At 70.7% G+C, this 24,542-nt stretch carries 22 protein-coding genes; 11 read left to right on the top strand and 11 right to left on the bottom strand.

Annotated features, from left to right (window positions below; genetic code table 11):
• Nucleotides 1-4: 4 nt before the first annotated feature.
• Genes OG496_RS19050 through OG496_RS19065 form a run of 4 tightly spaced genes read right to left on the bottom strand, consistent with a single transcriptional unit; the run spans nt 5 to nt 4,583 of the window.
• Complete coding sequence (locus tag OG496_RS19050; RefSeq protein ID WP_366491224.1) at nt 5-649, bottom strand: PhzF family phenazine biosynthesis protein; 645 nt, start codon at nt 647-649, stop codon at nt 5-7.
• Nucleotides 642-1,535, bottom strand: a complete 894-nt coding sequence (locus tag OG496_RS19055; protein WP_405971707.1) for a hypothetical protein — start codon at nt 1,533-1,535, stop codon at nt 642-644. Before OG496_RS19055 ends, OG496_RS19050 begins: the two co-directional genes overlap by 8 nt.
• A 42-nt stretch (nt 1,536-1,577) precedes the next feature.
• On the bottom strand, nt 1,578-3,074 hold the full coding sequence (locus OG496_RS19060; protein ID WP_405971708.1) for an HtaA domain-containing protein: 1,497 nt from the start codon (nt 3,072-3,074) through the stop codon (nt 1,578-1,580).
• Nucleotides 3,075-3,134: 60 nt separating this feature from the next.
• The gene (locus OG496_RS19065) at nt 3,135-4,583 is read right to left on the bottom strand and encodes an HtaA domain-containing protein (RefSeq protein ID WP_405971709.1); all 1,449 of its coding nucleotides are present in this window, start codon (nt 4,581-4,583) and stop codon (nt 3,135-3,137) included.
• Nucleotides 4,584-4,715: 132 nt separating this feature from the next.
• On the opposite strand from OG496_RS19065, the gene OG496_RS19070 reads away from it, so the two are divergent.
• From OG496_RS19070 to OG496_RS19100, 7 genes are all read left to right on the top strand, one after another.
• The gene (locus tag OG496_RS19070) at nt 4,716-5,711 is read left to right on the top strand and encodes a hemin ABC transporter substrate-binding protein (RefSeq protein WP_405971710.1); all 996 of its coding nucleotides are present in this window, start codon (nt 4,716-4,718) and stop codon (nt 5,709-5,711) included.
• Nucleotides 5,708-6,793: a FecCD family ABC transporter permease gene (locus tag OG496_RS19075; protein ID WP_405971711.1), complete on the top strand. Its 1,086-nt coding sequence runs from the start codon at nt 5,708-5,710 to the stop codon at nt 6,791-6,793. The genes OG496_RS19070 and OG496_RS19075 overlap by 4 nt, the downstream gene beginning before the upstream one ends.
• 379 nt (nt 6,794-7,172) lie before the next feature.
• Entirely contained in the window at nt 7,173-7,991 is an 819-nt protein-coding gene (locus tag OG496_RS19080) for a heme ABC transporter ATP-binding protein (RefSeq protein WP_405971712.1), read from the top strand.
• A gap of 187 nt (nt 7,992-8,178) precedes the next feature.
• Entirely contained in the window at nt 8,179-9,315 is a 1,137-nt protein-coding gene (gene efeO / locus OG496_RS19085; RefSeq protein ID WP_405971713.1) for an iron uptake system protein EfeO, read from the top strand.
• Nucleotides 9,316-9,322: 7 nt separating this feature from the next.
• A complete protein-coding gene (gene efeB / locus OG496_RS19090) occupies nt 9,323-10,609 on the top strand; it encodes an iron uptake transporter deferrochelatase/peroxidase subunit (RefSeq protein WP_405971714.1) in 1,287 nt (428 codons plus the stop codon).
• A 3-nt stretch (nt 10,610-10,612) separates the two neighbouring features.
• Nucleotides 10,613-11,485 carry an iron uptake transporter permease EfeU gene (efeU, locus tag OG496_RS19095; RefSeq protein ID WP_266878469.1) on the top strand — a complete coding sequence of 291 codons (873 nt, stop codon included), beginning with the start codon at nt 10,613-10,615 and terminating at the stop codon, nt 11,483-11,485.
• Entirely contained in the window at nt 11,445-12,434 is a 990-nt protein-coding gene (locus OG496_RS19100) for a hypothetical protein (protein WP_405971715.1), read from the top strand. The genes efeU and OG496_RS19100 overlap by 41 nt, the downstream gene beginning before the upstream one ends.
• A gap of 10 nt (nt 12,435-12,444) precedes the next feature.
• On the opposite strand, the gene OG496_RS19105 is transcribed toward OG496_RS19100, so the two are convergent.
• From OG496_RS19105 to OG496_RS19120, 4 genes are all read right to left on the bottom strand, one after another.
• Nucleotides 12,445-13,182 carry a bifunctional DNA primase/polymerase gene (locus tag OG496_RS19105; protein WP_366491215.1) on the bottom strand — a complete coding sequence of 246 codons (738 nt, stop codon included), beginning with the start codon at nt 13,180-13,182 and terminating at the stop codon, nt 12,445-12,447.
• A gap of 175 nt (nt 13,183-13,357) precedes the next feature.
• Entirely contained in the window at nt 13,358-14,338 is a 981-nt protein-coding gene (locus OG496_RS19110; RefSeq protein WP_405971716.1) for a small ribosomal subunit Rsm22 family protein, read from the bottom strand.
• A gap of 275 nt (nt 14,339-14,613) precedes the next feature.
• Nucleotides 14,614-15,786 carry a serine hydrolase domain-containing protein gene (locus tag OG496_RS19115; RefSeq protein ID WP_366491213.1) on the bottom strand — a complete coding sequence of 391 codons (1,173 nt, stop codon included), beginning with the start codon at nt 15,784-15,786 and terminating at the stop codon, nt 14,614-14,616.
• Nucleotides 15,738-17,033, bottom strand: a complete 1,296-nt coding sequence (locus OG496_RS19120) for a multidrug effflux MFS transporter (protein ID WP_405971717.1) — start codon at nt 17,031-17,033, stop codon at nt 15,738-15,740. The genes OG496_RS19115 and OG496_RS19120 overlap by 49 nt, the downstream gene beginning before the upstream one ends.
• A gap of 87 nt (nt 17,034-17,120) precedes the next feature.
• On the opposite strand from OG496_RS19120, the gene OG496_RS19125 reads away from it, so the two are divergent.
• Both OG496_RS19125 and OG496_RS19130 read left to right on the top strand, forming a co-directional pair.
• On the top strand, nt 17,121-18,119 hold the full coding sequence (locus tag OG496_RS19125; RefSeq protein ID WP_405971718.1) for a Gfo/Idh/MocA family protein: 999 nt from the start codon (nt 17,121-17,123) through the stop codon (nt 18,117-18,119).
• A 16-nt stretch (nt 18,120-18,135) separates the two neighbouring features.
• A complete protein-coding gene (locus OG496_RS19130; RefSeq protein ID WP_405971719.1) occupies nt 18,136-18,897 on the top strand; it encodes an SDR family oxidoreductase in 762 nt (253 codons plus the stop codon).
• A 243-nt stretch (nt 18,898-19,140) separates the two neighbouring features.
• On the opposite strand, the gene OG496_RS19135 is transcribed toward OG496_RS19130, so the two are convergent.
• Complete coding sequence (locus OG496_RS19135) at nt 19,141-20,319, bottom strand: D-alanyl-D-alanine carboxypeptidase family protein (RefSeq protein ID WP_405971720.1); 1,179 nt, start codon at nt 20,317-20,319, stop codon at nt 19,141-19,143.
• Nucleotides 20,320-20,593: 274 nt separating this feature from the next.
• Here OG496_RS19135 and OG496_RS19140 point away from each other — a divergent pair, with 274 nt between their 5' ends.
• Complete coding sequence (locus tag OG496_RS19140; RefSeq protein ID WP_405971721.1) at nt 20,594-22,081, top strand: ABC transporter permease; 1,488 nt, start codon at nt 20,594-20,596, stop codon at nt 22,079-22,081.
• A 153-nt stretch (nt 22,082-22,234) separates the two neighbouring features.
• Complete coding sequence (locus tag OG496_RS19145) at nt 22,235-22,990, top strand: ABC transporter ATP-binding protein (RefSeq protein WP_405971722.1); 756 nt, start codon at nt 22,235-22,237, stop codon at nt 22,988-22,990.
• 28 nt (nt 22,991-23,018) lie between these two features.
• Here OG496_RS19145 and OG496_RS19150 read toward each other — a convergent pair whose 3' ends face one another.
• Nucleotides 23,019-24,014 carry an aldo/keto reductase gene (locus OG496_RS19150; protein ID WP_405971723.1) on the bottom strand — a complete coding sequence of 332 codons (996 nt, stop codon included), beginning with the start codon at nt 24,012-24,014 and terminating at the stop codon, nt 23,019-23,021.
• Nucleotides 24,015-24,109: 95 nt separating this feature from the next.
• Complete coding sequence (locus tag OG496_RS19155) at nt 24,110-24,436, bottom strand: nuclear transport factor 2 family protein (RefSeq protein WP_327404532.1); 327 nt, start codon at nt 24,434-24,436, stop codon at nt 24,110-24,112.
• Between the last annotated feature and the right edge of the window lie 106 nt (nt 24,437-24,542).

Consider the following 24,542-nt stretch of genomic DNA (forward strand, 5'->3'; position numbering starts at 1 on the left):
GCGTTCAGCGCTCCAGGAACACTCGTCCCCCGACCTCCACCCATCCCCCCGGCTGCGGAGCCGTGAGTATCTGAGACCCCGCGCCCTGCGTGATGTTGAGGGCCCTGCCCAGCTGGTCGGTCAGCAGCAGTGCCGCCGCGCCCGTCGCCTCGTCCTCGTGGATGCCGTCGTCACGGCCGGGGAAGGCGCGGGCGCGGATACGACCCGCTGCCTCGTCCTCCCAGGCCCAGGCGTAGATCCACTCGCCGGGTGGGGGCACGGGGAGGGCGTCGACCTCGGGGGCGGTGGCGTACTGGCGGAGGGTGCGCGGCGGGGCCCACTCCGGGAGGGCCTCGATCCAGCTGAACTCGCCGTCGAGGCGGGTGCCCACGACGCCCGCGGGGGTGACCAGTTCGGGTACGTCCAGGAGCCAGGCCGTGCCGACGCAGGGGTGGCCGGCGAAGGGCAGGCGCGTGGTCGGGGTGTAGATGTCGATGACTCCGCGCTCGGGGTCGTCGACGAACACCGTCTCGCTGAAGCCGAGTTTCCCGGCGAACACCTGCCGCTCGTCCGGGTCCGGCATGACGGAACCCTCGCGGACGACGCCGAGTTCGTTGCCGTATCCACCGCTGGGTCCGCAGAAGACACGCAGTACGTCGTAGTCAGTCACGGGGGCATTCAAACACCGCCCGGGCGGCGAGGTCATCCCAGGTGGCGGCTCCGCCGGGGAGGGGCCAGGTGAGGGTGGGTGCCTCGTCGTACGGCAGCGAGGACAGCGTGTCCTCGTACGCCGTTTCCAGGACAGCTCGTCTGCGCTCGACGTCGGTGTCGGCCAGCCCTGCGGTCAACAGTTCCATGCGCTGTTCGTGGCCCTCGGTCAGCTCGTCGGCGGTCCGCCGCCATGTCTCGTCGTCCGGTACGCGGTACAGGACCAGGCACGGTGGAGTCCGGCCCTCCGCGAGCGCGGCCACGGCACGGTCGTGGCCGTCGAGGAGTGCCCAGCCGTCGAACGGCGTGACCCGCCACAGGAGGACGGGGGCGAGCATGTCCTCCCGGGCGTGCTTACGGTAGGCCTTCACGCGTGGCGCGTCCGTGGGCGAGAGCGGACGGAGCGGTACGACGCCCTCCCAGCCTCCCGCGCACCAGTCGAGGTGACAGGCGGGCCAGTCGCGCATGAAGTCACCCCACCACACGTACGCCGGGAACCTGCGCCGCTCCCGGAGATGCCAGCGTGCGTCGTGCAGCGGGCCCTCCTTCGCCTCCTCCAGCCAACTCGCGTACTGGTGAACCCAGTTGCCGGGCTCTCTCATCAGGTCCGACCGGATCCGGGGCAACGGCGAGCGGAAGCCTTCGAGCCGGTGCACGAAGAGACCCTCGTGCGAACAACCGCCCTCTTCCTCCCGGCCCAGCAGCAGGGGCCGCCCGCCCTGCCGGAGCAGCAGCCGGCCGCCGTCCGCCGTCTCGAAGCGCAACGGAGGCGGACCGGGACGATCCCGCACATCGAGTACGACACCGCCCGGCCCGAGCAGTTCCCTGCAGCCCCTCTTCATGGTCATGAGAAGCAGTCTGGGGGACCTACGACCGCCCCCGACACCCGATTACGCCTCCGTACGCCGCCTGCGCATCGCGAACACCACGCCCGCGCCCGCCGCCACGGTGACGGCAGCCGCCGTGCCCAGTGCCGCCACCGGGATCTCGGAACCGGTCGAGGCCAGTGAGCCGTTCACGCTGCCCGTCGTGGAGCCGGTGACGCCGCCGCCCGAAGTCGAGCCCGTCGTACCGGAGTCGGCGGTGCTGCCGGACGAGCCCGTGCCCGTGCCGGTCGTCGACGACGAGCCGTCCGTGGGGAGGGTCGCGTCCGCCGTGAGGGCCACCGAGAGGTCGAGCGGGTCGAGTTCGGCGCCGGTCTGGTAGAAGCCGCCGAAGGCCTTCGCGCCGGCTGTGGTCAATGTTGCGGTGACGTCGTCGACCGTGATGACGTCGTTCTTCGCGGTGAGGTCGGTCGAACCCGCCTTCAGGTCGGCCAGGACCACGTCCTCGGACTTCGTGCCCAGGCTCGTCACGTCCGCCGTCAGTTCGCCGGAGCCGTTGTCGAGGGTCGCCTTCAGGTCGGTGAAGGTGAGGTCGAGGCCGTAAGTGCCGTTGTCCTCATGGCCCTTGAAGTTCACCGCGCCCTCGAAGGCGGCGGAGAGGGTGTCCGCGTCGGTGTCGTAGGTGCCGGTCGCGCCGGTGAAGGTGAAGACGCCGTTGCCCGCTGCCTGGGCCGCGCCGGCCGACGTCGTGATCCTGCCGTTGGCGACGCTGCCCACGACGTAGGTGCGGAAGGACTCCTTGACGCCCCAGTCGAGCTCGCCGTCCGCGATCTCGCCCTTGGTGGCGGCCGGTTGGGAGGCGGTGTCCGAAGGGCTCGCGCTGTCGGAGGGCGTGGTGGACGGGGTCGCCGTCTTGGTGGGGGTAGACGTGGGGGTGGGGGACGGGGACGCCGACTCCGTCGACGAGTCGGACGGGGTCGGGGAGGTCGTCGACGTCGGCTTGACCGCCGAGAGCGGGTCGCCGGCCGCGTTCGCGTACGAGTCGCTGCCGAGGAACGTGCCGGCCGCCGCGGTGAGGGTGGTGGCCAGGTTCGTCAGGTCCTGGCTGGTCGGGGCGGCGACCGTCGCGAGCGTCACGTCCTGCTGCTTGGTGCCGCCGTCCGCGACGAGGTCGGCGGTGAGGGTGCCCGCCGCGCTGTCGTACTGGAAGTCCGACATCTCCCGCACGAAGCCGTGCAGCGTCGACTTGGCGGTGACGGTGCCCTTGAAGGTGAGGTGCACGGCGTGGCTGGTGGTGTCGTAGGTGCCCGTGCCGTCCGTGAAGGTGAAGGCACCGTTGTTCGCGGCCTGCGAGACGCCGTCCGTGGCGGTGAACGAGCCCTGCGCGTAGGTGCTCACGTACGTGCGGTACGACTGCTTGATGCCCCAGGTCAACTCGTAGCCGCTGAGCGGGACTTCGGCCGCCGACGCGGTGGTCGTGGCGAGCGCCGTGGCGCCGAACGCGGCGGCGGTCGCGACAGCCGCGGCGAGGGCGAAGGAAAGTCGAGGGCGTCTGACGGGCATGGCCGTGGTTCTCCTTGAGGTGAGTGGATGGTCCGCCAACACGCGGACCGGGTGAGGGAGTCAGTCGGCTTCCGGTCCGGCGGCGGTCCCGGCGGCCGAACTGGTACGGCGCCTGCGGACGAGCAGCACGGAGACCGCAGCCACGACCAGCAAGGCACCGGCCGCAAGGCCGATCGGCAACGCGGCCGAACTGCCGTCACCGCCACCGGAGTTGTCGGCGACCGGCTCCGCGGACACCGAGGGGCGGGCCGACTGCTCCTCCGGGGTCTCGGTCGCCGTGGGTGTGGTGCCCAGGTCCGGCAGCGCGGGCAACTTGGCGTCGTCGGTGAGGGCTACGGCCACCGACACCGGGTCCATGTCGGTGCCCGCCGGGTACATCCCGCCGAAGGCCTTCACGCCCTGCGCCGTGAGTTTCGCGGGCGCCTCGGTGACCTTCGCCAGGCCCTTGGCCACCTGGAGACCCTTGGCCGCGAAGGTGACCAGCGGGACCTTCTTGCCGGTGAAGTCGGCACCGGCGACGGCAGTGCCGGTGACGTCGGCGTAGAGCGTGCCCTTGCCGTCCTCGACCGTCGCCCGCACGCCGCTGAGCTTCAGATCGAGGCCCTCGGCGCCGGTGAAGCGCACAGCGCCCTTGAACGAGGCCGTCAACTCCCCGTTCTCGTACGTCCCTTCACCGCTCGGGAAGCGGAAGAGCGCACCGCCGTCCTCGGCTCCCGCCGACACCGTCCACTTGCCCTTGGCGATGCCCCCGGTGACGTACTCCCGGAAGGTGCGGCGCACGCCCCAGCCGACGGCCCCGTCAGCGATCGCACCGTTCGAAGTCGCCTTCTTCGCGGCGGACTTGGTGGGTGCCGGGGTCGGTGTGGCGGTCTTGGTGGCCGCGGCCTTCACGTCCGCCGAGAGGCTCACCGGGTCCAGCGCCGTACCGGCCGTGTAGTACCCGGCGAAGGACTTCGCGCCCTGCGCGGTGAGCGTCGCGGGCAGGTTGTCGAGGACGACCGCGTTGCCTCCGCCCTTCATGTCGATGCCGCCCAACGAGAGGGAGGCGAAGGGCACTTGAGAGGACGTCGTGACCGTCCCGGTGCCCTTCGCCTTGCTGGTGACGTCCAGGTAGAGCGTGCCGGTCGAGCCCGAGATACGGACCGTGGGGCGGCTCAGGGTGAGGTCGAGTTCGTAGCCGCCGTCGGCCTTCTTGTGGCCGACGAAGTGCACCCCGCCCGCGAAGGACGAGCGGAACGCGCCCGTCGAGCCGTCGTACGAGCCCGTCGCCGAGGGGAAGCGGAACTGGCTGCTGCCCACGGTCGCCGCGCCGCCCGTGAGGGAGTAACTGCCGTTCGCGATGGGCCCGGTGACATAGCTCTGGAACGAGGACTTGATGCCCCAGTCGAGCCGGCCGCCCTGCACGGTACGGCTCTCCGCGTGGGCGAGGGCTGCCGGGAGCAGGGCGGCAAGAACGGTCAGGACGGCCGTGCACACCACGGTGACCAGGGCTCTTTGGCGCGCGGGCATGGGTGAGTCCTCCGGTTGACGACTGCCGGTAGCGAACAAAGGTAAGGCTAACCTAAGCTTTCCTCACCTGAAGCGACAGTGCCCGAGAGATGTCGAGAGATACCGAGAGAGACGGACGGGACCGTGCCACGCTTGCGCACACGACTGGCGGGAGCACTGTTGTCCGTGCTCGCGCTCACGCTCACCGGATGCGGGGGCGCGGCCACGTCCGCGACCACCGCGTCCGCGAAGGCCACCGCCCCGGCCAACCGCGTGGAGCCGCTGACCGGCACCCCGGACCCCCAACTCCCGGTCACCGTAAGCTCCGCCGACGGCAAGAAAGTCACCGTCAGCAACGCGCGCCGCATCGTCCCGCTCTCCGGCAGCCTCAGCGAGATCGTGTTCACGCTCGGGCTCGGTGACCGCGTCGTGGCCCGGGACATCACCGCCACCTTCCAACAGGCCGCGAAACTCCCCCTGGTGACCCGCAACCACGACGTCTCGGCGGAGAGCGTGCTGTCCCTCAGGCCCGACCTCGTCCTCGTCGAGACGACCACCGGCCCGTCCGAGGCGATGGGCCAGATCCGCGCCGCCGGCGTCCCGGTCCTCGTCGTCGACCCGGCGCAGGGGCTCGCCGACGTCGGCCCGCGCATCCAGGCGGTGGCCGACGCGCTCGGCGTACCGGCCGCGGGCAAGGAGCTGACCAAGCGCTCCGAGGACCGGATCGCCGCCGTACGCAAGGCGATTCCCCAGCACAAGGAGAAGCCGCGGGTCGCGTTCCTGTATCTGCGCGGGTCCGCCTCCGTGTATCTCATCGGCGGCAAGGGCTCGGGCGCGACCTCGCTCCTGGAGGCGGCCGGGGCGGTCGACGCGGGTGCGGAGTCGGGCCTGAAGAAGGACTTCACCGCCATCACCACCGAGGCACTCGCACAGGCCGCGCCCGACGCGATTCTCGTCATGACCAAGGGACTTGAGTCGGTCGGCGGCATCGACGGACTGGTGAAGATCCCCGGCGTCGCACAGACCCCGGCCGGGATGAACCGGCGGGTCGTGTCCATCGAGGACGGCGTGCTCCTCAACTACGGGCCGCGCACCGACCAGGTACTCAAGTCGCTGGTGGACCAGTTGTACGGAGGCGGGTCCGAATGACCGTACTGGACAAGGGGGTTGAGGCGACCGTCACCCCAACTCCCCCACGCAGAGGGCACGGTAAGGGCTGGATGCTCACCGTCGGGCTGGTGATCGCCCTTCTCGTCCTGGTGCCGGTGGCCGCGGGACTGGGCGCGTATCCGATCCCGACCGGGGAGGTCCTGGCGTCGGTGCAGCATCGACTCGGGCTCGGCGGCGGGGCGTTGGACCGCGTACCGGAGTCGGTGCTGTGGAACGTGCGGTTCCCGCGGATCGTGCTCGCGCTGCTTGTCGGGGCCTCGCTGGGGTGCGCGGGGGCGTTGATGCAGGGCGTGTTCGGGAATCCGCTCGCGGAGCCGGGGGTCATCGGGGTGTCCTCCGGGGCGGCGGTGGGCGCGGTCGCGGTGATCGCGTTCGGGCTCGACTTCCTCGGGACGTGGACGGTGTCGGCGGTGGCGTTCGTCTCCGGGCTCGCCACGGTTCTGTTGGTCTACGCGATGTCACGCTCCGGCGGCCGTACGGAAGTTGTGACGCTGATCCTCACCGGGATCGCACTGAACGCGTTCGCGGGGGCGCTGATCGGGCTGTTCCTGTTCTTCGCGGACACCGCGGCCGTCAACCAGATCACCTTCTGGCAGCTCGGCTCGCTCTCCCAGGCGACCTGGCCGAAGGTCCTCGCGATCCTCCCCTGCGCGGCGCTCGGCCTCACCCTCGCCCCGCTCCACGCCGGCCGCCTGGATCTCCTCGCCCTCGGTGAACGCCCCGCCCGCCACTTGGGAGTTGACGTCGAACGGCTCCGGATCGTCCTGGTCCTGGTCATCGCCCTCCTCACGGCGGCGGCGGTCAGCGTCTCCGGGATCATCAGCTTCGTGGGGCTCGTCGTCCCCCACCTCCTCCGCATGGCGGCGGGCCCCGGCCACCGCTTCCTGATCCCGGCCAGCGCACTGCTCGGCGCGCTGGTCCTCCTGGCCGCCGACCTCACCGCCCGCACGGTCGCGGCCCCGGCGGAACTCCCGCTCGGCGTCCTGACGGCCCTGCTCGGCAGCCCGTTCTTCTTCTGGCTGCTGCGCAGGACGCGGCGCAGGCAGGGGGGTTGGGCATGAGCGAGGTCCCCTGGAACGGCTTGCCGCTCGACGGGCGCAGTCCCGCGGCCTTCTCCGCCGGTCCCTTCACCGCCGCATGCTTCTCCATCGCCCCGTCCCCCGTCAGCCTCTCCTCCGCTGCTCCAGATCGCCGGGAACCTTCCGCCGTTTCCCAGCCGAGGCTGCCGCTGAATGCGCATTGGGGGCTGCGGGCCGTCGGTGGCTGGTCGCGCCCACGCGGCGGTAGCCGCACATCAGACGCAGCCCCGCACCCCTTCTCCACCGCCCGCCAGCTCTTCGCCGCCCGCCAACTCCTCTCCGCCGCAACGGCACCCAGCCCCCACCAACCATCCCGGCGGTGCCGAACAACCCTCATCCCACCCACCCAAGGAGCCCGCGCATGAGACTCCTCCGTAGCCGCCCCGCACGCCCCTCCCCCGCCGAGCCGGGAGACGTCCTCGCCGAGGCCGAATACCTGTACGTCCGACTCGGCGGGCGCGCAGTCCTCCACGGTGTCTCCGTGCCCGTCCGGGCCGGTGAGGTCCTCGCGCTCGTCGGGCCCAACGGGGCAGGGAAATCAACCCTGTTGGGGGCTCTCGCCGCAGACCTCGCGCCCTCCGCCGGGGTCGTCCGCATCAACGGCCGTCCCGCCGCCGAGTGGTCCGCGCCCGAACTCGCCCTGCGGCGGGCCGTGTTGCCTCAGTCGGCCACTCTCTCCTTTCCGTTCACCGTCGAGGACGTCGTACGGATGGGGCGGGCACCGCACGCCACCACCCCCGCCGAGGACGATCTCGCCGTAGCGGAGGCGATGACGCGGGCGGAGGTCACGGACTTCGCGCTACGGCCGTTCTCGGCGCTCAGTGGTGGGGAGCGGGCCCGGGTCGCGCTCGCGCGGGTGCTCGCCCAGCGTGCGCCGCTGCTGCTGCTCGACGAACCGACCGCCGCGCTCGATCTCCGGCATCAGGAACTGGTCCTGCGGCTGTGCCGGGAAAGGGCGCACGCGGGGGACGCGGTGGTCGTGGTGCTGCACGATCTCGCGCTGGCCGCCGCCTACGCGCACCGGGTCGCGATCCTGCGCGCCGGTCGTGTCGCCGCCGAGGGTCCACCGGGGGACGTATTCACCGAGGCGTTGCTTTCGGACGTCTATGACCAGCCAGTTGAGGTGTTCCCGCATCCGCGCACGGGGGCGGTCGTGGTGACTCCGAAACGCTCCGCTTGACCTTCCCTTGACCCTTCCTTGGCGTTTGTTTTCCGCCATCGAGATCAAGCCGTGTCTGTGATTTTCCCGTGGGCAGTGAATACCCACCGGGGCGGGTATGACTGAGGTAAGCCTCAGGTAAGTTAGGGCAGCCTCACCACACTGCCTCGCGGCATCACCTCGTCACACACTCTCGCTTGGAGCCTGCATGCGTGCCGTCCGACTTCCCGTCGCCACCGCCGTCGCCGCCGCGGCCGCACTGACCGCCGTCACGGCGTGCACCGCGAAGAGCGACGCCAAGGACGGCGACGCGATTCAGGTGACCGCGGCCGACTCCAAGTGCACGACCTCGGCGACGTCGATCCCGGCCGGCCAGGTCACGCTGAAGATCGAGAACACCGGCTCGAAGGCGACCGAGGTCGAGATCCTCTTCCCGGACGACCGGATCGTCTCCGAGAAGGAGAACATCGGGCCGGGCACCAAGTACACGCTCACCGCCGAGGTGAAGGCCGGGTCGTACGAGATCGCCTGCCGGCCCGGGATGAAGGGCCACGGTGTGCGGCAGAAGCTGACCGTCACCGGCGGCTCGGTCGCCAAGCGGGACCCGAAGCTGGACGCGGCCGTCGCCGCCTACCGCGAGTACGCGCAGGAGCAGGCCGACGCGACGATCCCGAAGGTGGAGACCTTCGCGAACGCCATCAAGGCGGGCGACCTCACCGCCGCCAAGAACGCCTACGCCCCCTCCCGCGTCGGCTGGGAGGCCACCGAGCCGATCGCCGAGTCGTTCGGGGACATCGACCCCAAGACCGACACCCGCGCCGACGGCCTGGAGAAGGGCCAGAAGTGGACCGGCTGGCACGCGCTGGAGAAGGCGCTGTGGGAGGACAAGAAGATCGGCGCCGAACAGAAGGTCCTCGCCGCCGAGTTGGTCACCGATCTCAAGGACTGGCAGAAGCGCGTCGGCAAGGCCGAGATCACCCCGACCTCCATGGCCAACGGCGCCAAGGAACTCCTCGACGAGGTCGCCACCGGCAAGATCACCGGTGAGGAGGACCGCTACTCGCACACCGACCTGAGCGACTTCAAGGCCAACGTCGACGGCGCCCAGAAGGCGTACGAGCTGCTGAAGCCGGTCGCGCAGAAGAACGACGCGGCCCTCACCACCGAACTCGACAAGCAGTTCGCCGCGTTGAACACGCTGCTCGACAAGTACCGCTCGACCTCGACCTCCGACGGCTTCGTGTCGTACGACAAGGTCACCAAGGACCAGCGCAAGGAGCTCTCGGACGGGGTCAACGCGCTCGCGGAGCCGCTGTCCAAGCTCGCCGCCGCCGTCGTGAAGTAGGCCTGAGATGACCGATGTTCAGGAGAGCGAAGTCCAGGAGAGCGGTTCGCCGTCCCGTCGTTCACTCATCGGGTGGGGCGGTGCCGGGCTCGCGCTCGGTGCCGTCGCGGCCGGTGGCGCGGTGGCGATGACCCGTGTCGGCGAGGACGTCGATCCGGCCGGTGCCGACACCGGTGCCGCGGTCGCCTTCCACGGCGCCAACCAGGCCGGCATCGCCACGCCCGTGCAGGACCGGCTGCACTTCGCCGCGTTCGACGTGAAGACCAACGACCGCGCCGAGTTCGTGCAGATGCTGAAGGACTGGACGGCCGCCGCCCGCCGGATGACCGGTGGGCACGCGGTCGGCGACGGAGCCTACGGCGGGCTCGCCGAGGCGCCGCCGGACGACACCGGCGAGGCGCTGGGGCTGAAACCCTCGCGGCTGACCCTCACCATCGGCTTCGGGCCGGGCTTCTTCGACCACTTCGGGCTCAGCGGCAGCCGCCCGGAGGCGCTGGTCGATCTGCCGCAGTTCCCCGGCGAGAACTTCGACAAGTCCCGTACGGGCGGCGACCTTTGCGTGCAGGCCTGCGCGGACGATCCGCAGGTCGCCGTGCACGCGATCCGCAACCTGGCCCGTATCGGCTTCGGCAAGGTCGCCATCCGCTGGTCCCAACTCGGCTTCGGGAAAACCTCGTCGACGACCCCGGGGGCTCAAACCCCCCGCAATCTCATGGGATTCAAGGACGGCACCCGCAACATCGCGGGGACCGAGACGGACCGGCTGAAGAAGTTCGTGTGGGTCGGCGAGGGCGACAACGCCGCCAACTCGGCCTGGATGACCGGGGGTTCGTATCTCGTCGCCCGGCGCATCCGGATGAACATCGAGACCTGGGACCGGACCTCGCTCCAGGAGCAGGAGGACGTCTTCGGGCGGGACAAGGGCGAAGGCGCGGCGGTCGGCAAGGCGAAGGAGCACGACCCGCCGTTCCTGAAGGCGATGAAACCCGACGCGCACGTCCGGCTCGCGCACCCCGACTCCAACAGCGGGGTCACCATCCTGCGCCGGGGCTACTCCTTCACCGACGGCACCGACGGCCTCGGCCGTCTCGACGCCGGCCTGTTCTTCCTCGCCTACCAGCGTGACGTACGCAAGGGGTTCATCCCGCTCCAGCGGAAGCTGTCCGCGTCCGACGCGCTCAACGAGTACATCCAGCACGTGGGTTCGGCGGTCTTCGCCGTCCCGCCGGGCGTCCGTGACAAGGACGACTGGTGGGGCAGCACGCTGTTCTCCAAGGACGCGAAGGAGTCGTAGACCGTGTTCTCGAACTATCTGATCGGTCTGCGCGAGGGCCTGGAAGCCAGTCTCGTCGTCTGCATCCTGATCGCCTATCTCGTCAAGACGGACCGGCGGGACGCGCTGAAGCCGATCTGGATCGGCATCGTCGTCGCGGTGCTCATCGCGATGGGCTTCGGGTGCGCGCTCGAATTCGGCTCGCAGGAGATGACGTTCCAGGCGCAGGAGGCGCTCGGCGGGTCCCTGTCGATCCTCGCGGTCGGTCTGGTGACGTGGATGGTGTTCTGGATGCGGCGCACCGCCCGGCACCTGAAGGCCGAACTGCACGGCAAGCTGGACGCGGCCCTCGCGATGGGCACGGGCGCGCTGGTCGCCACCGCGTTCCTCGCCGTGGGCCGCGAGGGCCTGGAGACCGCGCTGTTCGTGTGGGCGTCGGTGCACGCGGCGAGCGACGGCACCCCGCGCCCGCTGGTCGGCGTAGGACTGGGTCTGGCCACGGCGGTGTTCCTGGGCTGGCTGTTCTACCGGGGCGCGCTGAAGATCAACCTCGCGAAGTTCTTCACCTGGACCGGCGCCATGCTGGTCGTCGTCGCGGCGGGTGTACTGGCGTACGGCTTCCACGACTTGCAGGAGGCCGACTGGGTCCCGGGGCTGACGAAGCTGGCCTTCGACATCAGCGACACGATCCCGCCGGACAGCTGGTACGGCACCCTCCTGAAGGGCGTCTTCAACTTCCAGCCGGACCCGACGGTCCTGCAGATCACGGTGTGGCTGCTGTACCTGGTCCCCACGCTCGCCCTGTTCTTCGCCCCGGTAGGGTTCGCCTCCGGGAAGGGGAAGGTGAAGACACCTGATGAGCAGGGATCGCAGCCCTCGAAGGCTCCGCAGGCTTGACCGACGCGTACTGATAGCGGCCTCGGTGACCGCTTTGTCGCTGACGGCGAGCGGTTGCGTGGTGGTCCACGGGGAGCGGGAGGTCCTCCCGGCCACCACCCGCGCCGAGGCCGCGACGGCGCTCCAGCAGTTCACGACCGCGTACAACGCGGCCGACAAGGCGTACGACAGTTCCCTGGACGCCGCTCATGTCACCGGCGCGCTCGGTGACATCGACGCGGCGAGGCTGAAGGCGGGGCACACCAACTCCCCCGCCGGGAACGCGAACTACTCGCCGCTGGAGCTGACGGACGCGAAGTTCACCATCCCGAAGAAGGCCGGCTGGCCGCGCTGGTTCGTGGCCGACACCGCCGCCAACAAGGGTGGCGGGGCCCGTTGGTTGCTGGTCTTCACCCGCAACGACCTGGCCGAGCCGTGGCAGGTGGCGTATCTGACGCTGCTCGCGCCCAGTGCCGTACCGAAGTTCAAGACCGACAAGGACGGCTGGGCGGAGGCCGTACCGGCGAACTCGGCCGAACTGGCCGTCGCCCCGGGCGAGTTGAGCCAGAGCTATGCGACCTATCTGAAGAGCGGCGGGTCGGGCTTCGCGGACGGCGCGCACACCAGCGGGTGGCGTGCGGACCGGGAGAAGGCCACCAAGCCGGGGCTGGCCGTCCAGTTCCTCGACGAGCCGCTGACGAGCGGCGACTACGCCCCGCTGGCGCTGCGTACGGCGGACGGCGGGGCCCTGGTGTTCTTCACCACGCGGTACTTCCAGAAGGAGACCGCGGCGGAGGGCACGTCGGTGCCGACCCAGAACAAGGACGTGCAGGCGCTGACGACGGGTGAGGTAGAGCAGTCCCTCACCCTTCAACTCATCTCGAACGAGGTGGCGTTGGACCCGAAGCGGGGCGGGAAGGTGTCGGTGCTGGGGCGGATCGAGGGGCTGACCTCGGCGCAGGGCGGCTGACCTCAGAAGGTCAACGGCCCAGTGGCCAGGCCGAGTTCGCGTGGTCCGGTTCCGCGCCGGCGTGGCGGGCGCAGGCGTCCGTGAGGGTTTCGAGGAGGGTCAGCGGGTCGGGCAGGGGGTGCTCGGGGCCGCGTACCCAGTGAACGGACTGGTTCTCACCGGGGAGTTGGGCCGGGGGGACGAGGACGTAGGAGCCGCGGCAGTGCCAGCGCAGGCCGGGGTGTTCGTCCATCGTCTCGGGGTGGCAGTCCAGTTCGCACGGCCACCACTCGTCCTCGTCCTCGGGGGTGCCGCGGGTGAGGGTGAAGAAGAGCAGCCGTCCGTCGTCGCTCGCGGCGACCGGGCCGACCTCGACACCGGCGGCGAGCAGCCGCTCCAGCGCCTCGTGGCCGGCCTCCAGGGGGACGTCGAGGACGTCGTTGACCATGCCGGTCGCGGTGATGAAGTTGGCCTGCGGCTGGTGGCGGGCCCAGCGCTCGATCTGGGCGCGGTCGGTCGTGGACTGCGTCTGCCAGGCGAACGACACGGGGTGGCGGGCCGGTGTGGGGCAGCCCACGCGGTCGCACGAACATCGATAGCCCGGGGCGGGGTGCGCGGCGGGCGCGATCGGCAGCCCTGCCTCGGCGGCGGCCAGCAGCAGCGCCTCGCGTCCGCTGCCGTCGTCGGGGGCCTCCTGCGGGCGGCGTCCGCGCAGCCACGAGGAGAGTTTGCCCTGCCGACCGGTCCGGCCACCGAACGTCGCGCTCATCTATCTCCTCGCCCTGCTGTTGTCGCCCTGCCGTTGTGCGGAGAACTTCCCCTATGGTCCCACCATCCTGCGCCTTGAGAGGCGGGACCCCGCATTCGGGGTGGGTGGGACGAGACACACCGAGACCTGGATCAGCGGCTATCGCATGATTTGGCGGGATTTACGGCCTTCAGGGCTACGACGGCCAGGGGTCGCCCCAGTTCGTGTCCCGGGCCGCCTTGTACAGGTCGCCGTGGCGTTTGGTGACCGTCGTCCGGCGCAGCTGCTCGTCGGTCTCGCAGAGGTCGAGGAGTACCTGGCCCTTGCGGATCTGCGGGCGGCGTACGACGCGGGCGGGGGCGGGTTCGACGGGGAAGCGGGCGGCGGCCACGTAGCTGAACTTCTCGTCCTCGTACGGCAGGGAGCCGCCCTTGACCTGGCGGTGCAGGGAGGAACGGCTGACCCGCGCCGAGAAGTGGCACCAGTCCTCGCCGGGGGCGATCGGGCAGGCGGCGCTGTGCGGGCAGGGGGCGGCGATGTGGAAACCGGCGGCGATCAGTCTGTCCCGGGCCTCGATGACGCGGGCGTAACCGGCCGGGGTACCGGCTTCGACGATCACGACGGCCTGGGCTGCGGATGCGGCGGCGTCCACGAGGGCGGTGCGGTCGGGGGCGGTGAGTTCGTTGAGGACGTAGGAGACGGTGACGAGGTCGGCGGGGTCGAGGGTGAGCGCGGATCCGATGCGTGCGCGGCGCCAACTGACGTTACTCAGTGCTGAGTTGGCGGCGGCGATCTCCTTCCCCAGGGCGAGCGCGGGCTCGGCCCAGTCGAGGACGGTCACCGGGCGGTCACCGGGCCAGGTGGCGGCGACGGCCCAGGTGGCGGCGCCGGTTCCGCCGCCGACATCCACGTGGCCCTGCGGGGCCCAGTCGGGTACGGCGTCCGCGAAGGCGTCCAGTGCGGAACGTACGGCTTCGAAGGTCGCCGGCATCCGGTAGGCCGCGTAGGCCGCCACGTCCGCACGGTCCCTCAAGATCGGAGCGTCGGTCGGGGTGGCCCCCCGGTAATTGGCGATCAGCCGCTCCACAGCGCCGACGGCCTGCCTGGGCGGAAGTCCGTCGAGCAGGCGGGCCAGAGCGGTACGGAGGGTTTCGGCGGGAGCCACGGGGTCGTTCACCCGCCGATTCTAAGTGGCCCGGGGTTGCAGCCGAGGCCCCTGGGGGCTCCGCCCCCAGACCCCCGAGGCCTATGCCCACCCACCGCCCATGGCGGGGCATGGAAGAGCTCGGCTCAAAAAACCCGCCCAACCAAGCCACCCGAGCCCCGAACCACCCTCAGCCGCTCACCGCCCGAGCCACCCCCAGCCCGTCACCGCCCGCATCCCTCAGCCCCCTCAGGCCGTCACCGCCCGCACCCTTCAGCCCCCCACCGCCCGAGCCACCCCGCGTCCCCTCAGCCCCGCACCGCCCGAGCCACCCGCGTCCCCGCGGCCGCCCGCGGCCCGCTGTCCGCCCCCCGTCTCCGGGGATGCACGGTGTTGGCCAGCAGGACCAGGAACGTGTCCGTAGCGGGGTCCAGTACCACCGACGTCCCCGTGAACCCCGTGTGCCCCACCGCCCCCCGCCCCGCCAACTCCCCCATGAACCACGCCTGATCGACCCCGAAGCCCAGACCCGGCGGGGTCAGCAGCAGTTCCACGAAGTCCGCGCCAAGGATGCGGGCGGGGCCGTAGGAACCCCCCGCCAGCAACGTGCGGCAGAAGATCGCCAGGTCGCGGCCCGTCGAGAACAGGCCCGCGTGGCCGGCCACGCCGCCCAGCGCCCACGCGTTCTCGTCGTGGACGACACCCCGCAGCATTCCCCGGTCCGCCTTGGCCCATGGGCGGCGTTGGTCCTCCGTCGCCGCCGCGCCCGGGCAGGGGCCGAAGTCCGTGGACGTCATGCCGAGGGGGCGGGTGATGCCGTCGTGGATGAGGACGTCCAGCGTGCGGCCGCTGATGCGTTCCAGGACGAACTGGAGCAGGAGGAGGTTCAGGTCCGAGTAGACGTACTCGCCCGGCTCCCCCACCGGCGCCTCCGTTCGGAGCATCGACAGGCGTTCGGCGTCGTCGGCACAGTCGTAGAGCGGGAGTTCGGGGCGCAGGCCCGAGGTGTGCGTCAGGAGTTGGCGGACTGTGATGCCGTGGCGGGCCGCCGCGCGGAAGTCGGGCAAGTAGGCGCCCACCCTGGCGTCTATGCCCAGCGTGCCCCGCTCGATCTGCTGCATCGCGGCCACCGCCGTGAACAGTTTGGTGACCGAGGCCAGGTCGAAGGGGGTGTCGACCGTCGTCGGGACGCGGGACGCCGGCGGCAGTTCGACGCCCCGGTCGGTCTCCGGGTCGTAGGCCGAATACCGTACGGCCCAGCCCGCCGCCTCCTCCACGGCGATCACCGGGCCGCGGCCGGCGACCACGACGGTGCCCGCCGCCCAGGGGCGGTCGCCGGTGGTGAGGTCGTGGACCTGCCGGACCAGGTGGCGGAGTTCCTCGGGGTCGAGGCCGGCCCGTTCCGGGGTGTCGTTGCGCAGTCTCGGGGCGCTCAGCTCCCCACTCCCTCCGCGGTCGTACGTGTGTTCCAAGGACGGCACATTCCCACGAAGCAGGCCACCGCCACCAGTGCGGCCACCAGTTGGACGACCGCCATCGGGACGGCCGTGTGCTCGCCCGCTATGCCGACCAACGGGGAGGCGATCGCGCCGATCAGGAAGGACGACGTACCCAGGAGCGCGGACGCCGAACCCGCCGAGTGGCGCGTGCGCATCAACGCCAGGGTCTGGGCGTTCGGGAGCGTCACGCCCATCGCGGACATCAGGACGAAGAGCCCGGCCGCCACCGGGACCAGGCCCACCTCCCCGAGCGCCCCCGTCGCCATCAGCAGCAGCGCCGTCGCCGCCAGCAGCACCACCGCCAGGCCCGCGCCCAGGACCTTGTCCATGGAGACCCTGCCCACCAGCAGCTTTCCGTTGATCTGGCCCACTGCCACCAGGCCGACCGAGTTGATGCCGAAGAGGAGGCTGAAGGTCTGCGGGGTCGCGCCGTAGATCTCCTGGACGACGAAGGGAGAGGCCGAGATGTACGCGAACAACGCGGCGAAGGAGAAGCCACCCGTGAGCATGTAGCCCGTGAAGGGGAGGTCGGCCAGGAGGGCGCGCATGCCGCGCAGGGCCTCCGCCGTGCCGCCCGCGTGGCGGTCCGCCGGGGCGACGGTCTCGGGGAGGCGGGTCCAGACGAGGACGGCGAGCGCCGTGCCGACGAAGGTCAGGATCACGAAGACGCCCCGCCAGTCCGTGACCCTCAGGATCTGGCCGCCCACCAACGGCGCGACGATCGGAGCCACCCCGGAGACCAGCATCAGGGTGGAGAAGAAGCGGGCCATCGCCACGCCGTCGTACAGGTCGCGGACGACCGCCCTCGCGATCACTATTCCGGCCGCGCCCGCCAGGCCCTGGAGCAGGCGGAAGGCGACCAGGGACTCGACGTTCGGCGCGATCGCGCACAGGGCCGTCGCCACGACGTAGACCGCCAGGCCGGTCAGCAGCGGGCGTCTGCGGCCCCACTTGTCGCTCATCGGGCCCACCACCAACTGGCCCAGCGCCATGCCCGCCAGGCAGGCGGTGAGCGTGAGTTGGACGGTCGACGCGGGTGCGTGCAGGGAGCGGGTGACCGCCGGGAGCGCGGGGAGGTACATGTCCATCGACAGCGGCGGGGTCGCCGTGAGGCCGCCGAGGACGAGGATCATGAGGAGGCCCGCGCGGCGGGTCGCCTTGAGCGATGACGGTGACGACGGTACGGCGGACTGCGGCACGGCCGGCGCCTGCGCCCCCTGCTCGGGCATGTGCCCCTCCCTCTCCGAGTGATCCGCCACCTATGCTCTCAGCTCGTACAGGGTGCCGAGGGTCTGGTGAGCGAGGGTGGGGCCGCGATGACGGAACAGAGGGTGCGCTGGGGAGTCCTGGCCACTGGTGGGATCGCGGCGGCGTTCGCGGCGGAGCTCGTCGATCTGCCGGACGCCGAGCTGGTCGCGGTGGCCTCGCGGACGGAGTCCTCGGCGAAGGCCTTCGCGGAACGGTTCGGGATCGAGCGGGCCTACGGCGGCTGGGACGCGCTGGCGAACGACGCGGACATCGATGTCGTCTACGTCGCCACCCCGCACGCGGCACATCGCGCGGCGGCCGGTCTCTGTCTGGAGGCCGGGCGGAACGTGCTCGTCGAGAAGGCCTTCACCCTGAACTCCCGCGAGGCCGCCGAACTGGTCGCGCTCGCGAGTGAGCGCGGCAGCTTCCTGATGGAGGCCATGTGGATGTACTGCAATCCGCTGATCCGGCGGCTGAAGTCGCTTGTCGACGACGGGGCCATCGGTGAAGTCCGCACCGTTCAGGCCGACTTCGGGCTCGCAGGGCCCTTCCCGCCCGCGCACCGGCTGCGCGACCCGGCGCAGGGCGGCGGCGCGCTGCTGGACCTCGGGGTGTACCCGGTGTCGTTCGCGCATCTGCTGCTCGGTGAGCCCGCCGACGTGAAGGCGTCGGCCGTGCTCTCCCCCGAGGGCGCCGATCTGCAGACGGCGGCCCTGTTCTCCTGGGACAGCGGTGCGCTGGCCGCGCTGCACTGCTCGATCGTCGGCGGTACGGGGACCTCGGCGTCGGTGACCGGTTCGCTGGGGCGGATCGACATCCCGGACGGCTTCTTCCACCCGGATCGGTTCGTGCTGCACCGGGACGGGCGCGACCCCGAGGAGTTCGTCCTCGACGCGGCGGACGGGCCGCGCAACACGCTGCGGCATGAGGCGTCCGAGGTGATGCGGGCGGTGCGGGCCGGTGAGACCGAGTCGCCGCTGGTGCCGCTGGAGGGGACCCTCGCGGTGATGCGGACGCTGGACGCGGTGCGGGAGCGGATCGGGGTGCGGTACCCGCAGGAGGGGTGACTCGTAGGCTGCGGCCATGAACGCTGAGGAATCGTCGAGGATCGCCGTGGTGACCGGCGCCGGCTCCGGTGTCGGGCGCGCGGTCGCCGTGGAACTGCTGCGCGCGGGCTGGTCGGTGGCGCTGGCCGGCCGCCACACCGGGCCGCTGGAGGAGACGGCCGCGCTGGTGCCCGAGGGCGCCTGTCTCGCCGTAGGGACGGATGTGGCGCGGCTGGAGGACGTGGACGGGCTGTTCGACGCCACCGTGGAGCGGTTCGGGCGGGTGGATCTGCTGTTCAACAACGCGGGGACCTTCGGGCCCGGTGGGGTGGCGGTGGAGGACCTGCCGTACGACGCGTGGCGGCATGTGGTGGACACCAACCTCAACGGGGCGTTCCTGTGCGCGCAGGCGGCGTACCGGCGAATGAAGGAGCAGGTGCCGCAGGGCGGGCGGATCATCAACAACGGGTCGATTTCCGCACATACGCCCCGTCCGCACTCCGTGGCCTACACCGCGACCAAGCACGCGCTGACGGGGCTCACCAAGTCGCTGTCGCTGGACGGGCGGCCGTACTCGATCGCGGTGGGGCAGATCGACATCGGGAACGCGGCGACCGAGATGACGGCGCGGATGGAGACCGGGGCGTTGCAGGCCAACGGGGCGGTCACCCCGGAACCGGTCATGGATGTCGCGGATGTGGCGCGGACCGTGCGGCACATGGCGGAGCTGCCGTTGGGGGCGAACGTGCAGTTCGCGACGGTGTTGGCGACCGCGATGCCGTACGTGGGGCGCGGCTAAGTCGATTCGCACAAACGGAATTTGACCGTCCGCACCATTGCGCCCGGTTGCTGACTTATGCTCAACTCTCTCCACCAAAGCTTCACACTTGGAGCACAAGGCTTCCGCGGTACGGGAGCGCTGTGCTCCGCGGACCAAAACCGAGGGGGGAGAGGCGACAGTCGTTCCACGGCCCGGGTGGGGGTGGAGCCCGCGTGGGACCGCGGGTTACGCACCGGACCGTGGAGCGGCTGTCGCGTCACATCAACTCCCGTCGAGTTCCGGGGACTTGGCCGCCGCTACGGCCGCCCGTCGCCTGCGCAGCGCGAACGCGCCGCCCGTGAGCACCGCGACCGCCCCCGCCGCCCCGCCCAGCATCGGCCAGGGCGAGGGACCGTCCGACGAGGACGCGGCGGCTCCGGTGGCGCCCGGCGCCCCCTTGGCGCCCTTCCCCGACGGTGTCGGGCTCGCGGTCGCCCCGCCCTCGCTCAGCGGCTCGACCAGCGTGCCCACGGCCCGGGCCGAACTCCCTTTGCCGAAGCCCCAGTCGAGGAGCGCGGCGGTCTCCTTGTAGACCTCGTTGCCGCCGTTCGCGGGGTGCATCACGGTGACCAGGAGGGTGCGGCCGTCGCGGGTGGCGGCGCCGGTGAAGGTGTTGCCGGCGTGGCTGGTGTAGCCGTTCTTCACGCCGATGATGCCCTTGTACGTGCCCAGGCCGTAGGCCCCGGTGAGCAGGCGGTCGGTGTTCTGGATCTGGAAGGTCTTCTTGCCGCCGGCCGGGAAGTTCGCGACCCGGGTCGAGCAGTAGGAGCTGAAGTCGTCGTCGTGCAGCCCGTGCCGGGCGAAGAGCGTGAGGTCGTACGCCGACGAGACCTGCCCGGGGTGGTCGAAGCCGTCCGGGCTCACCACATGCGTGTCCAGGGCCTGGAGGTCCTTCGCCTTGGCCTGCATCTCGGCGACCGTCCGCGCGATCCCGCCGTTCATGTGGGCCAGCACGTGCACGGCGTCGTTGCCGGAGCGCAGGAAGACGCCCTGCCACAACTGGTGGACGCTGTACAGGATTCCGGGCTTCACGCCGACGAGGCTGGAGCCCGAGGGGACGTCGGCGAGGTCGGCGTCGGTCACCCGGTAGGTGCGGGTCCGCTCGAACTTCCCCAGCACGGTGTCGGCGAACAGCATCTTCAGCGTGGACGCGGGCGCGAGCCGCTGGTGCGCGCGGTACGAGGCGAGCACCTCGCCGGTCCTGTGGTCGGCGACGATCCACGAGCGGGCGGTGAGTTTCTTGGGCAGACCGGAGGCATCGCCGACCTGGATCCCGTCGCGGGCCAGCCGCTCACCGCCTATCGCGGTCGCCGCGGACGCGGGTGCGGCCGCCGCCAGGGGAAGAGCGGCGGCGGTCAGGCCGAGAGCGGCACGCCGGGTGAGCCGAGAGGAATCGCGCATCCCGGGACCGTACAAAATGCGGGCGCGGGCGTGCACGGCGGGGTCCGTCCCGGGACGCCGAAAGGATGATCGAGGACCCATGTCAGCAGGCCATTGAACAGGGGTTTCCTGGCAGGAAGCCCTCGGCAGCTTAGGAATGAGCTGTCTGACGCAATTCTGATTTCGGGCCTCTTTTTCTCAGGCCAGACACATCCTTTACTCAGGTCGACTCAAAGGTTCCTCCATAGCTTGTGGCCGCGCCCACAGCGGGCGCCAAGAACCTTTGGGGAATGGGATGTTTGGCATCTATCTCAAGCGCGAACTGGGCCGGCGCAAGAAGGCCGCCCTGGTCATCGCGATGGGTCTGGCGCTCGGTATCGCGCTGGTCATCACCGTCAATTCGGTGTCGGCCGGCATGAATCAGGCTCAGGACAAGGTCCTCAAGTCTCTTTACGGTCTCGGAACTGACATGACCGTGACCAAGGCGCAGTCGGCCCCCAAGGCCGGCAGCTCGCAGGGTCCCAGCTTCAAGTTCGGCGCCACCTCCTCCAGCGGCAGCTCGCAGAGCTCGGACCGGGTGAACACGCAGGGTGGTCAGGCCCTCGCGTCCTCACTGGTCACGAAGGTCGGCACACAGAAGGGCGTGTCAGCCGCGGTCGGCGCGCTCACCCTGAACGTCACCAAGGTCGACGGTTCCTTCACCCAGGGCAAGGCCAAGTCCTCCACCACGTCCGGCTCTTCGGGTTCCTCGCAGCAGGGCGGCCCCGGCGGCGGTGGCGGAACCAGCAGCACCGGTGCACCCCAAGTGCAGGGCGGCGGCGCCAACTTCAACGTGAACTCGTACTCGGTCGCGGGGATCGACGTCACCAACCAGACGCTGGGCCCGCTGTCCACGTCGAAGATCACCACCGGCAAGACGTTCACGACCGCGCAGACCGACGCGAAGGTCGCGGTCGTCAGCAAGTCGTACGCCAAGACGAAGAAGTACAAGGTCGGTTCGACCTTCAAGATCTCCAGCACCAAGTTCACGGTCATCGGCATCGCGACGCCCAACAGCAGCGAGTCCACGATCGACGTGTACGTGCCGCTGAAGCAGGCGCAGACGCTGGGCGACTCGAAGAACAAGGTCACCACGATCTACGTCAAGGCGACCGACTCCAAGCAGATCTCGACCGTCAAGACGACGATCCAGAAGAACATCTCGGGTACGACGGTCACCACCTCCGCCGACCTCGCGTCCACGGTCTCCGGTTCGCTGTCCACCGCCTCCAACCTCGCGACCAGCGTGGGCAAGTGGCTGTCGATCGCGGTCCTGATCGCCGCGTTCCTCGTCGCCGCGCTGCTCACCTCGTCGGCGGTCTCCCGCCGGGTGCGTGAGTTCGGCACGCTGAAGGCGCTCGGCTGGCCGAGCCGCAAGGTGACCCGGCAGGTCGTCGGCGAGTCCATGGTCAACGGTCTGATCGGCGGCGGTCTCGGTATCGCCCTTGGCCTCCTCGCGGCCTACACGGTCACCGCGATCAGCCCCAAGCTGACCGCGCAGCTCGGCTCCACCTCCACCGGCGGTGGCGGCGGCACGGGCGGCGGCCCCGGCGGCGGCCAGGGCGGTCCCGGCCAGCAGGCCGCCTCCAACACCCTGGAGATCGCCCTGAACGCGCCGGTCTCGCTGACCACGATCGCCCTCGCGGTGGGCCTGGCCGTCACCGGCGGGCTGATCGCCGGCGCGATGGGCGGCTGGCGTGCCTCGCGGATGCGTCCGGCGGACGCGCTGCGCAGCGTGTCGTAGCGCGGCCGCGGTGGCGTGGTCCGGCGGAGGTGGCCCGTAGCGCCGCCGACGCCGACCGCGCCGCACCCCCTGATCCGGGGCGCCGCCTCCACTCCCCCCGAGAGGCGGCGCCCCGACCCTCTTCTTCTTCACAGACGTTCAGACGGAGATCCCATGTACAAGCTCACCGGCGTCACCAAGCGCTACTCGCGGGGCAAGGAGACGGTCGAGGCGCTGCGCGGCGTCGACCTCACGATCGAGGACGGCGACCAGCTCGTCATCCAGGGCCCCACCGGCGGCGGCAAGTCGACGCTGCTGCAGATGATCGGCGGCCTGGACCGCCCCTCCGAGGGCAGTGTCGAGCTGGACGGCGTCAACCTCGCCACCATCAGCGAGGCCAAGCTGACCCGGCTGCGGGCCGAGAAGATCGGCATCATCTTCCAGGCCTTCAACCTCATCCCGACGCTCACCGCGCAGGAGAACGTCGAGACGGCCCTGGTGCCGCTCGGCGTCAAGCCCGCCGAGCGCCGCGAGCGGGCCGCCGAGGCGCTCTCGTCGGTCGGCCTCGGCGACCGGCTGAAGCACGCCCCCTCCGAACTCTCCGGCGGCCAGCAGCAGCGCGTCGCGATCGCCCGCGCGCTGGTGAAGAAGCCGAAGGTGCTCCTCGCCGACGAGCCCACCGGCAACCTCGACGAGGGCACCCGCGACGACATCATGGGCCTGCTCGAAGGCCTCTGGCACGAGTACGGGCTGACCTTCATCATGGTCACCCACGACTCGTCGATCGCCCGCCGCGCGCCGCGCCTGGCGAACATCAAGGCCGGCCAGATCACGCTCACCGAACAGGGCCGCGGCACCGGCCAGTTCGCACCCCAGCAGGGCAACACCGGTCAGGAGCAGTACGCGCAGTTCGGCAACCAGGGTTACTGAGCCCACCTGTCGCTCCCGCCGGGGCCGTTCACCTGCCGAGCACGCGGTCGACCTCGACCAACTGCCCTGTGGTGAGCGGCCCCTTCGCGATGGCACCAGCGTTCTGCTCGGCCTGCGTGACCGAGCGGAAGCCCGGGATCGGTACGGTGCGCGGGCTGCGGGCCCACAGCCAGGCGAGGGCACCCTGGGCGGGCGTACGGCCCTCGGAGGTCAGGATCTCGCGCAGGGCGTCCACGCGGGCGACGTAGTCCTCGTCGGCGCCCGCGCCCTGCTTGAAGCCCTGCATCCAGGCCGGGGGCGTGTTGCGGATGTCCCCCGCCTCCAACTCCCGCCCCGGCGCCTGCTTTCCGGTGAGCAGGCCCATCGCGAGGGGGCTGCGGTTGATGCTGGCCAGGCCCAACTCCTCGCACAGCGCGAACATTTCAGGCGCGTCCTGCAAGACGTTCGCCCCGTGCTGCACGGCCGCGCAGTGCTCCCCCTCGGCGAACACGGCGGCGCGGGCCGGGTCGTCGGTGCTCCAGGCGTAGGCGCGGATCAGCCCCTCCCGCACGAACTCCTCGCACTGGTCCCGGAGTTGGGCCGCCCGCTCCAAGTCCGCGTCGGACAGGTGCAGTTGGTACAGGTCGACGTGGTCGGTGCCGAGGCGCTCCAGGGATGCGGTGAGCGCGCGGCGGGCGTACTCCGGGGAGTCGTCGGAACCGGTGAGGGTGCGGGTCTCCTCGTCGAAGACGTTGCCCCACTTGGTGGCTACGACGACATCGGCACGGCGCTTGCCCAGCGCGCGGCCCAGAACGCGTTCGCTGTGTCCCGCGCCGTAGGTGTCGGCGGTGTCGAAGAACGTGACGCCCAGATCGAGGGCCCGCCGGACCGCCCGCACGGACTCCTCGTCGTCGACCTTGCCCCAGCCGAGCGGCTGCCCGCTCACGTCCTGCCACTCACCACCGATCGCCCAGCAGCCGAAGCCGAGAGCGCTCACGTCGATGCCACTGCGTCCGAGGGTCCTGATGTTCGACTTCGTCTCCATGCCTGGGGAGACTAGGAGTTGGAGCGCACTTCAAGGCAAGGACTTTTACCCAGGGGCTCACATCCCATCGGGAGAAGCCTCTTTTTCTACGACGGTCAGGCCTGGCCCGTCTCGAAGCGGGCGATCCTGCCGTCCTCGCCGACCGTGAAACTCCACCGGGTGCGCATCTCGCCCCACGCGTCGTTGGAGTAGCGGGCGACGAGGGCGCGGCCGCCGTCGGACTCGCGGTCGACCTCCATGTGGCCGTGGGAGGAGAAGATCTCCCGGTCGATCCACTCGGCGAGGTCACGGTCGGAGCCGTCGTCCGCCATCGTCGCGCCCGGCGCGAGCAGCTCCAGGAAGGCGTCGCGGTCGTGGGCGTTGACGGCGCTGACGAACGCCCGGACGGCCGGATCGCTGAGTTTGGCTGGCTGAATCGTCATGCCGGTCAGACTCACACCGTTCCCCGGGGGCCGCCACCCGAACGGCCGCGCGAACCCGCCCGCCGGACGCCGGGGGGTGCGACGGTGGGGGACCGTCCCCGCCGCC

Source organism: Streptomyces sp. NBC_00988 (assembly GCF_045162645.1).
In the GTDB taxonomy this organism is placed as follows: domain Bacteria; phylum Actinomycetota; class Actinomycetes; order Streptomycetales; family Streptomycetaceae; genus Streptomyces.

Coding starts and splice junctions, on each gene's coding strand:
- OG496_RS19055 (WP_405971707.1), bottom strand. CDS start 1,535: ATGACCATGAAGAGGGGCTGCAGGGAACTGCTCGGGCCGGGCGGTGTC.
- OG496_RS19060 (WP_405971708.1), bottom strand. CDS start 3,074: ATGCCCGTCAGACGCCCTCGACTTTCCTTCGCCCTCGCCGCGGCTGTC.
- OG496_RS19065 (WP_405971709.1), bottom strand. CDS start 4,583: ATGCCCGCGCGCCAAAGAGCCCTGGTCACCGTGGTGTGCACGGCCGTC.
- OG496_RS19075 (WP_405971711.1), top strand. CDS start 5,708: ATGACCGTACTGGACAAGGGGGTTGAGGCGACCGTCACCCCAACTCCC.
- OG496_RS19080 (WP_405971712.1), top strand. CDS start 7,173: ATGAGACTCCTCCGTAGCCGCCCCGCACGCCCCTCCCCCGCCGAGCCG.
- efeO (WP_405971713.1), top strand. CDS start 8,179: ATGCGTGCCGTCCGACTTCCCGTCGCCACCGCCGTCGCCGCCGCGGCC.
- efeB (WP_405971714.1), top strand. CDS start 9,323: ATGACCGATGTTCAGGAGAGCGAAGTCCAGGAGAGCGGTTCGCCGTCC.
- OG496_RS19100 (WP_405971715.1), top strand. CDS start 11,445: ATGAGCAGGGATCGCAGCCCTCGAAGGCTCCGCAGGCTTGACCGACGC.
- OG496_RS19105 (WP_366491215.1), bottom strand. CDS start 13,182: ATGAGCGCGACGTTCGGTGGCCGGACCGGTCGGCAGGGCAAACTCTCC.
- OG496_RS19120 (WP_405971717.1), bottom strand. CDS start 17,033: ATGCCCGAGCAGGGGGCGCAGGCGCCGGCCGTGCCGCAGTCCGCCGTA.
- OG496_RS19125 (WP_405971718.1), top strand. CDS start 17,121: ATGACGGAACAGAGGGTGCGCTGGGGAGTCCTGGCCACTGGTGGGATC.
- OG496_RS19130 (WP_405971719.1), top strand. CDS start 18,136: ATGAACGCTGAGGAATCGTCGAGGATCGCCGTGGTGACCGGCGCCGGC.
- OG496_RS19135 (WP_405971720.1), bottom strand. CDS start 20,319: ATGCGCGATTCCTCTCGGCTCACCCGGCGTGCCGCTCTCGGCCTGACC.
- OG496_RS19140 (WP_405971721.1), top strand. CDS start 20,594: ATGTTTGGCATCTATCTCAAGCGCGAACTGGGCCGGCGCAAGAAGGCC.
- OG496_RS19145 (WP_405971722.1), top strand. CDS start 22,235: ATGTACAAGCTCACCGGCGTCACCAAGCGCTACTCGCGGGGCAAGGAG.
- OG496_RS19150 (WP_405971723.1), bottom strand. CDS start 24,014: ATGGAGACGAAGTCGAACATCAGGACCCTCGGACGCAGTGGCATCGAC.
- OG496_RS19155 (WP_327404532.1), bottom strand. CDS start 24,436: ATGACGATTCAGCCAGCCAAACTCAGCGATCCGGCCGTCCGGGCGTTC.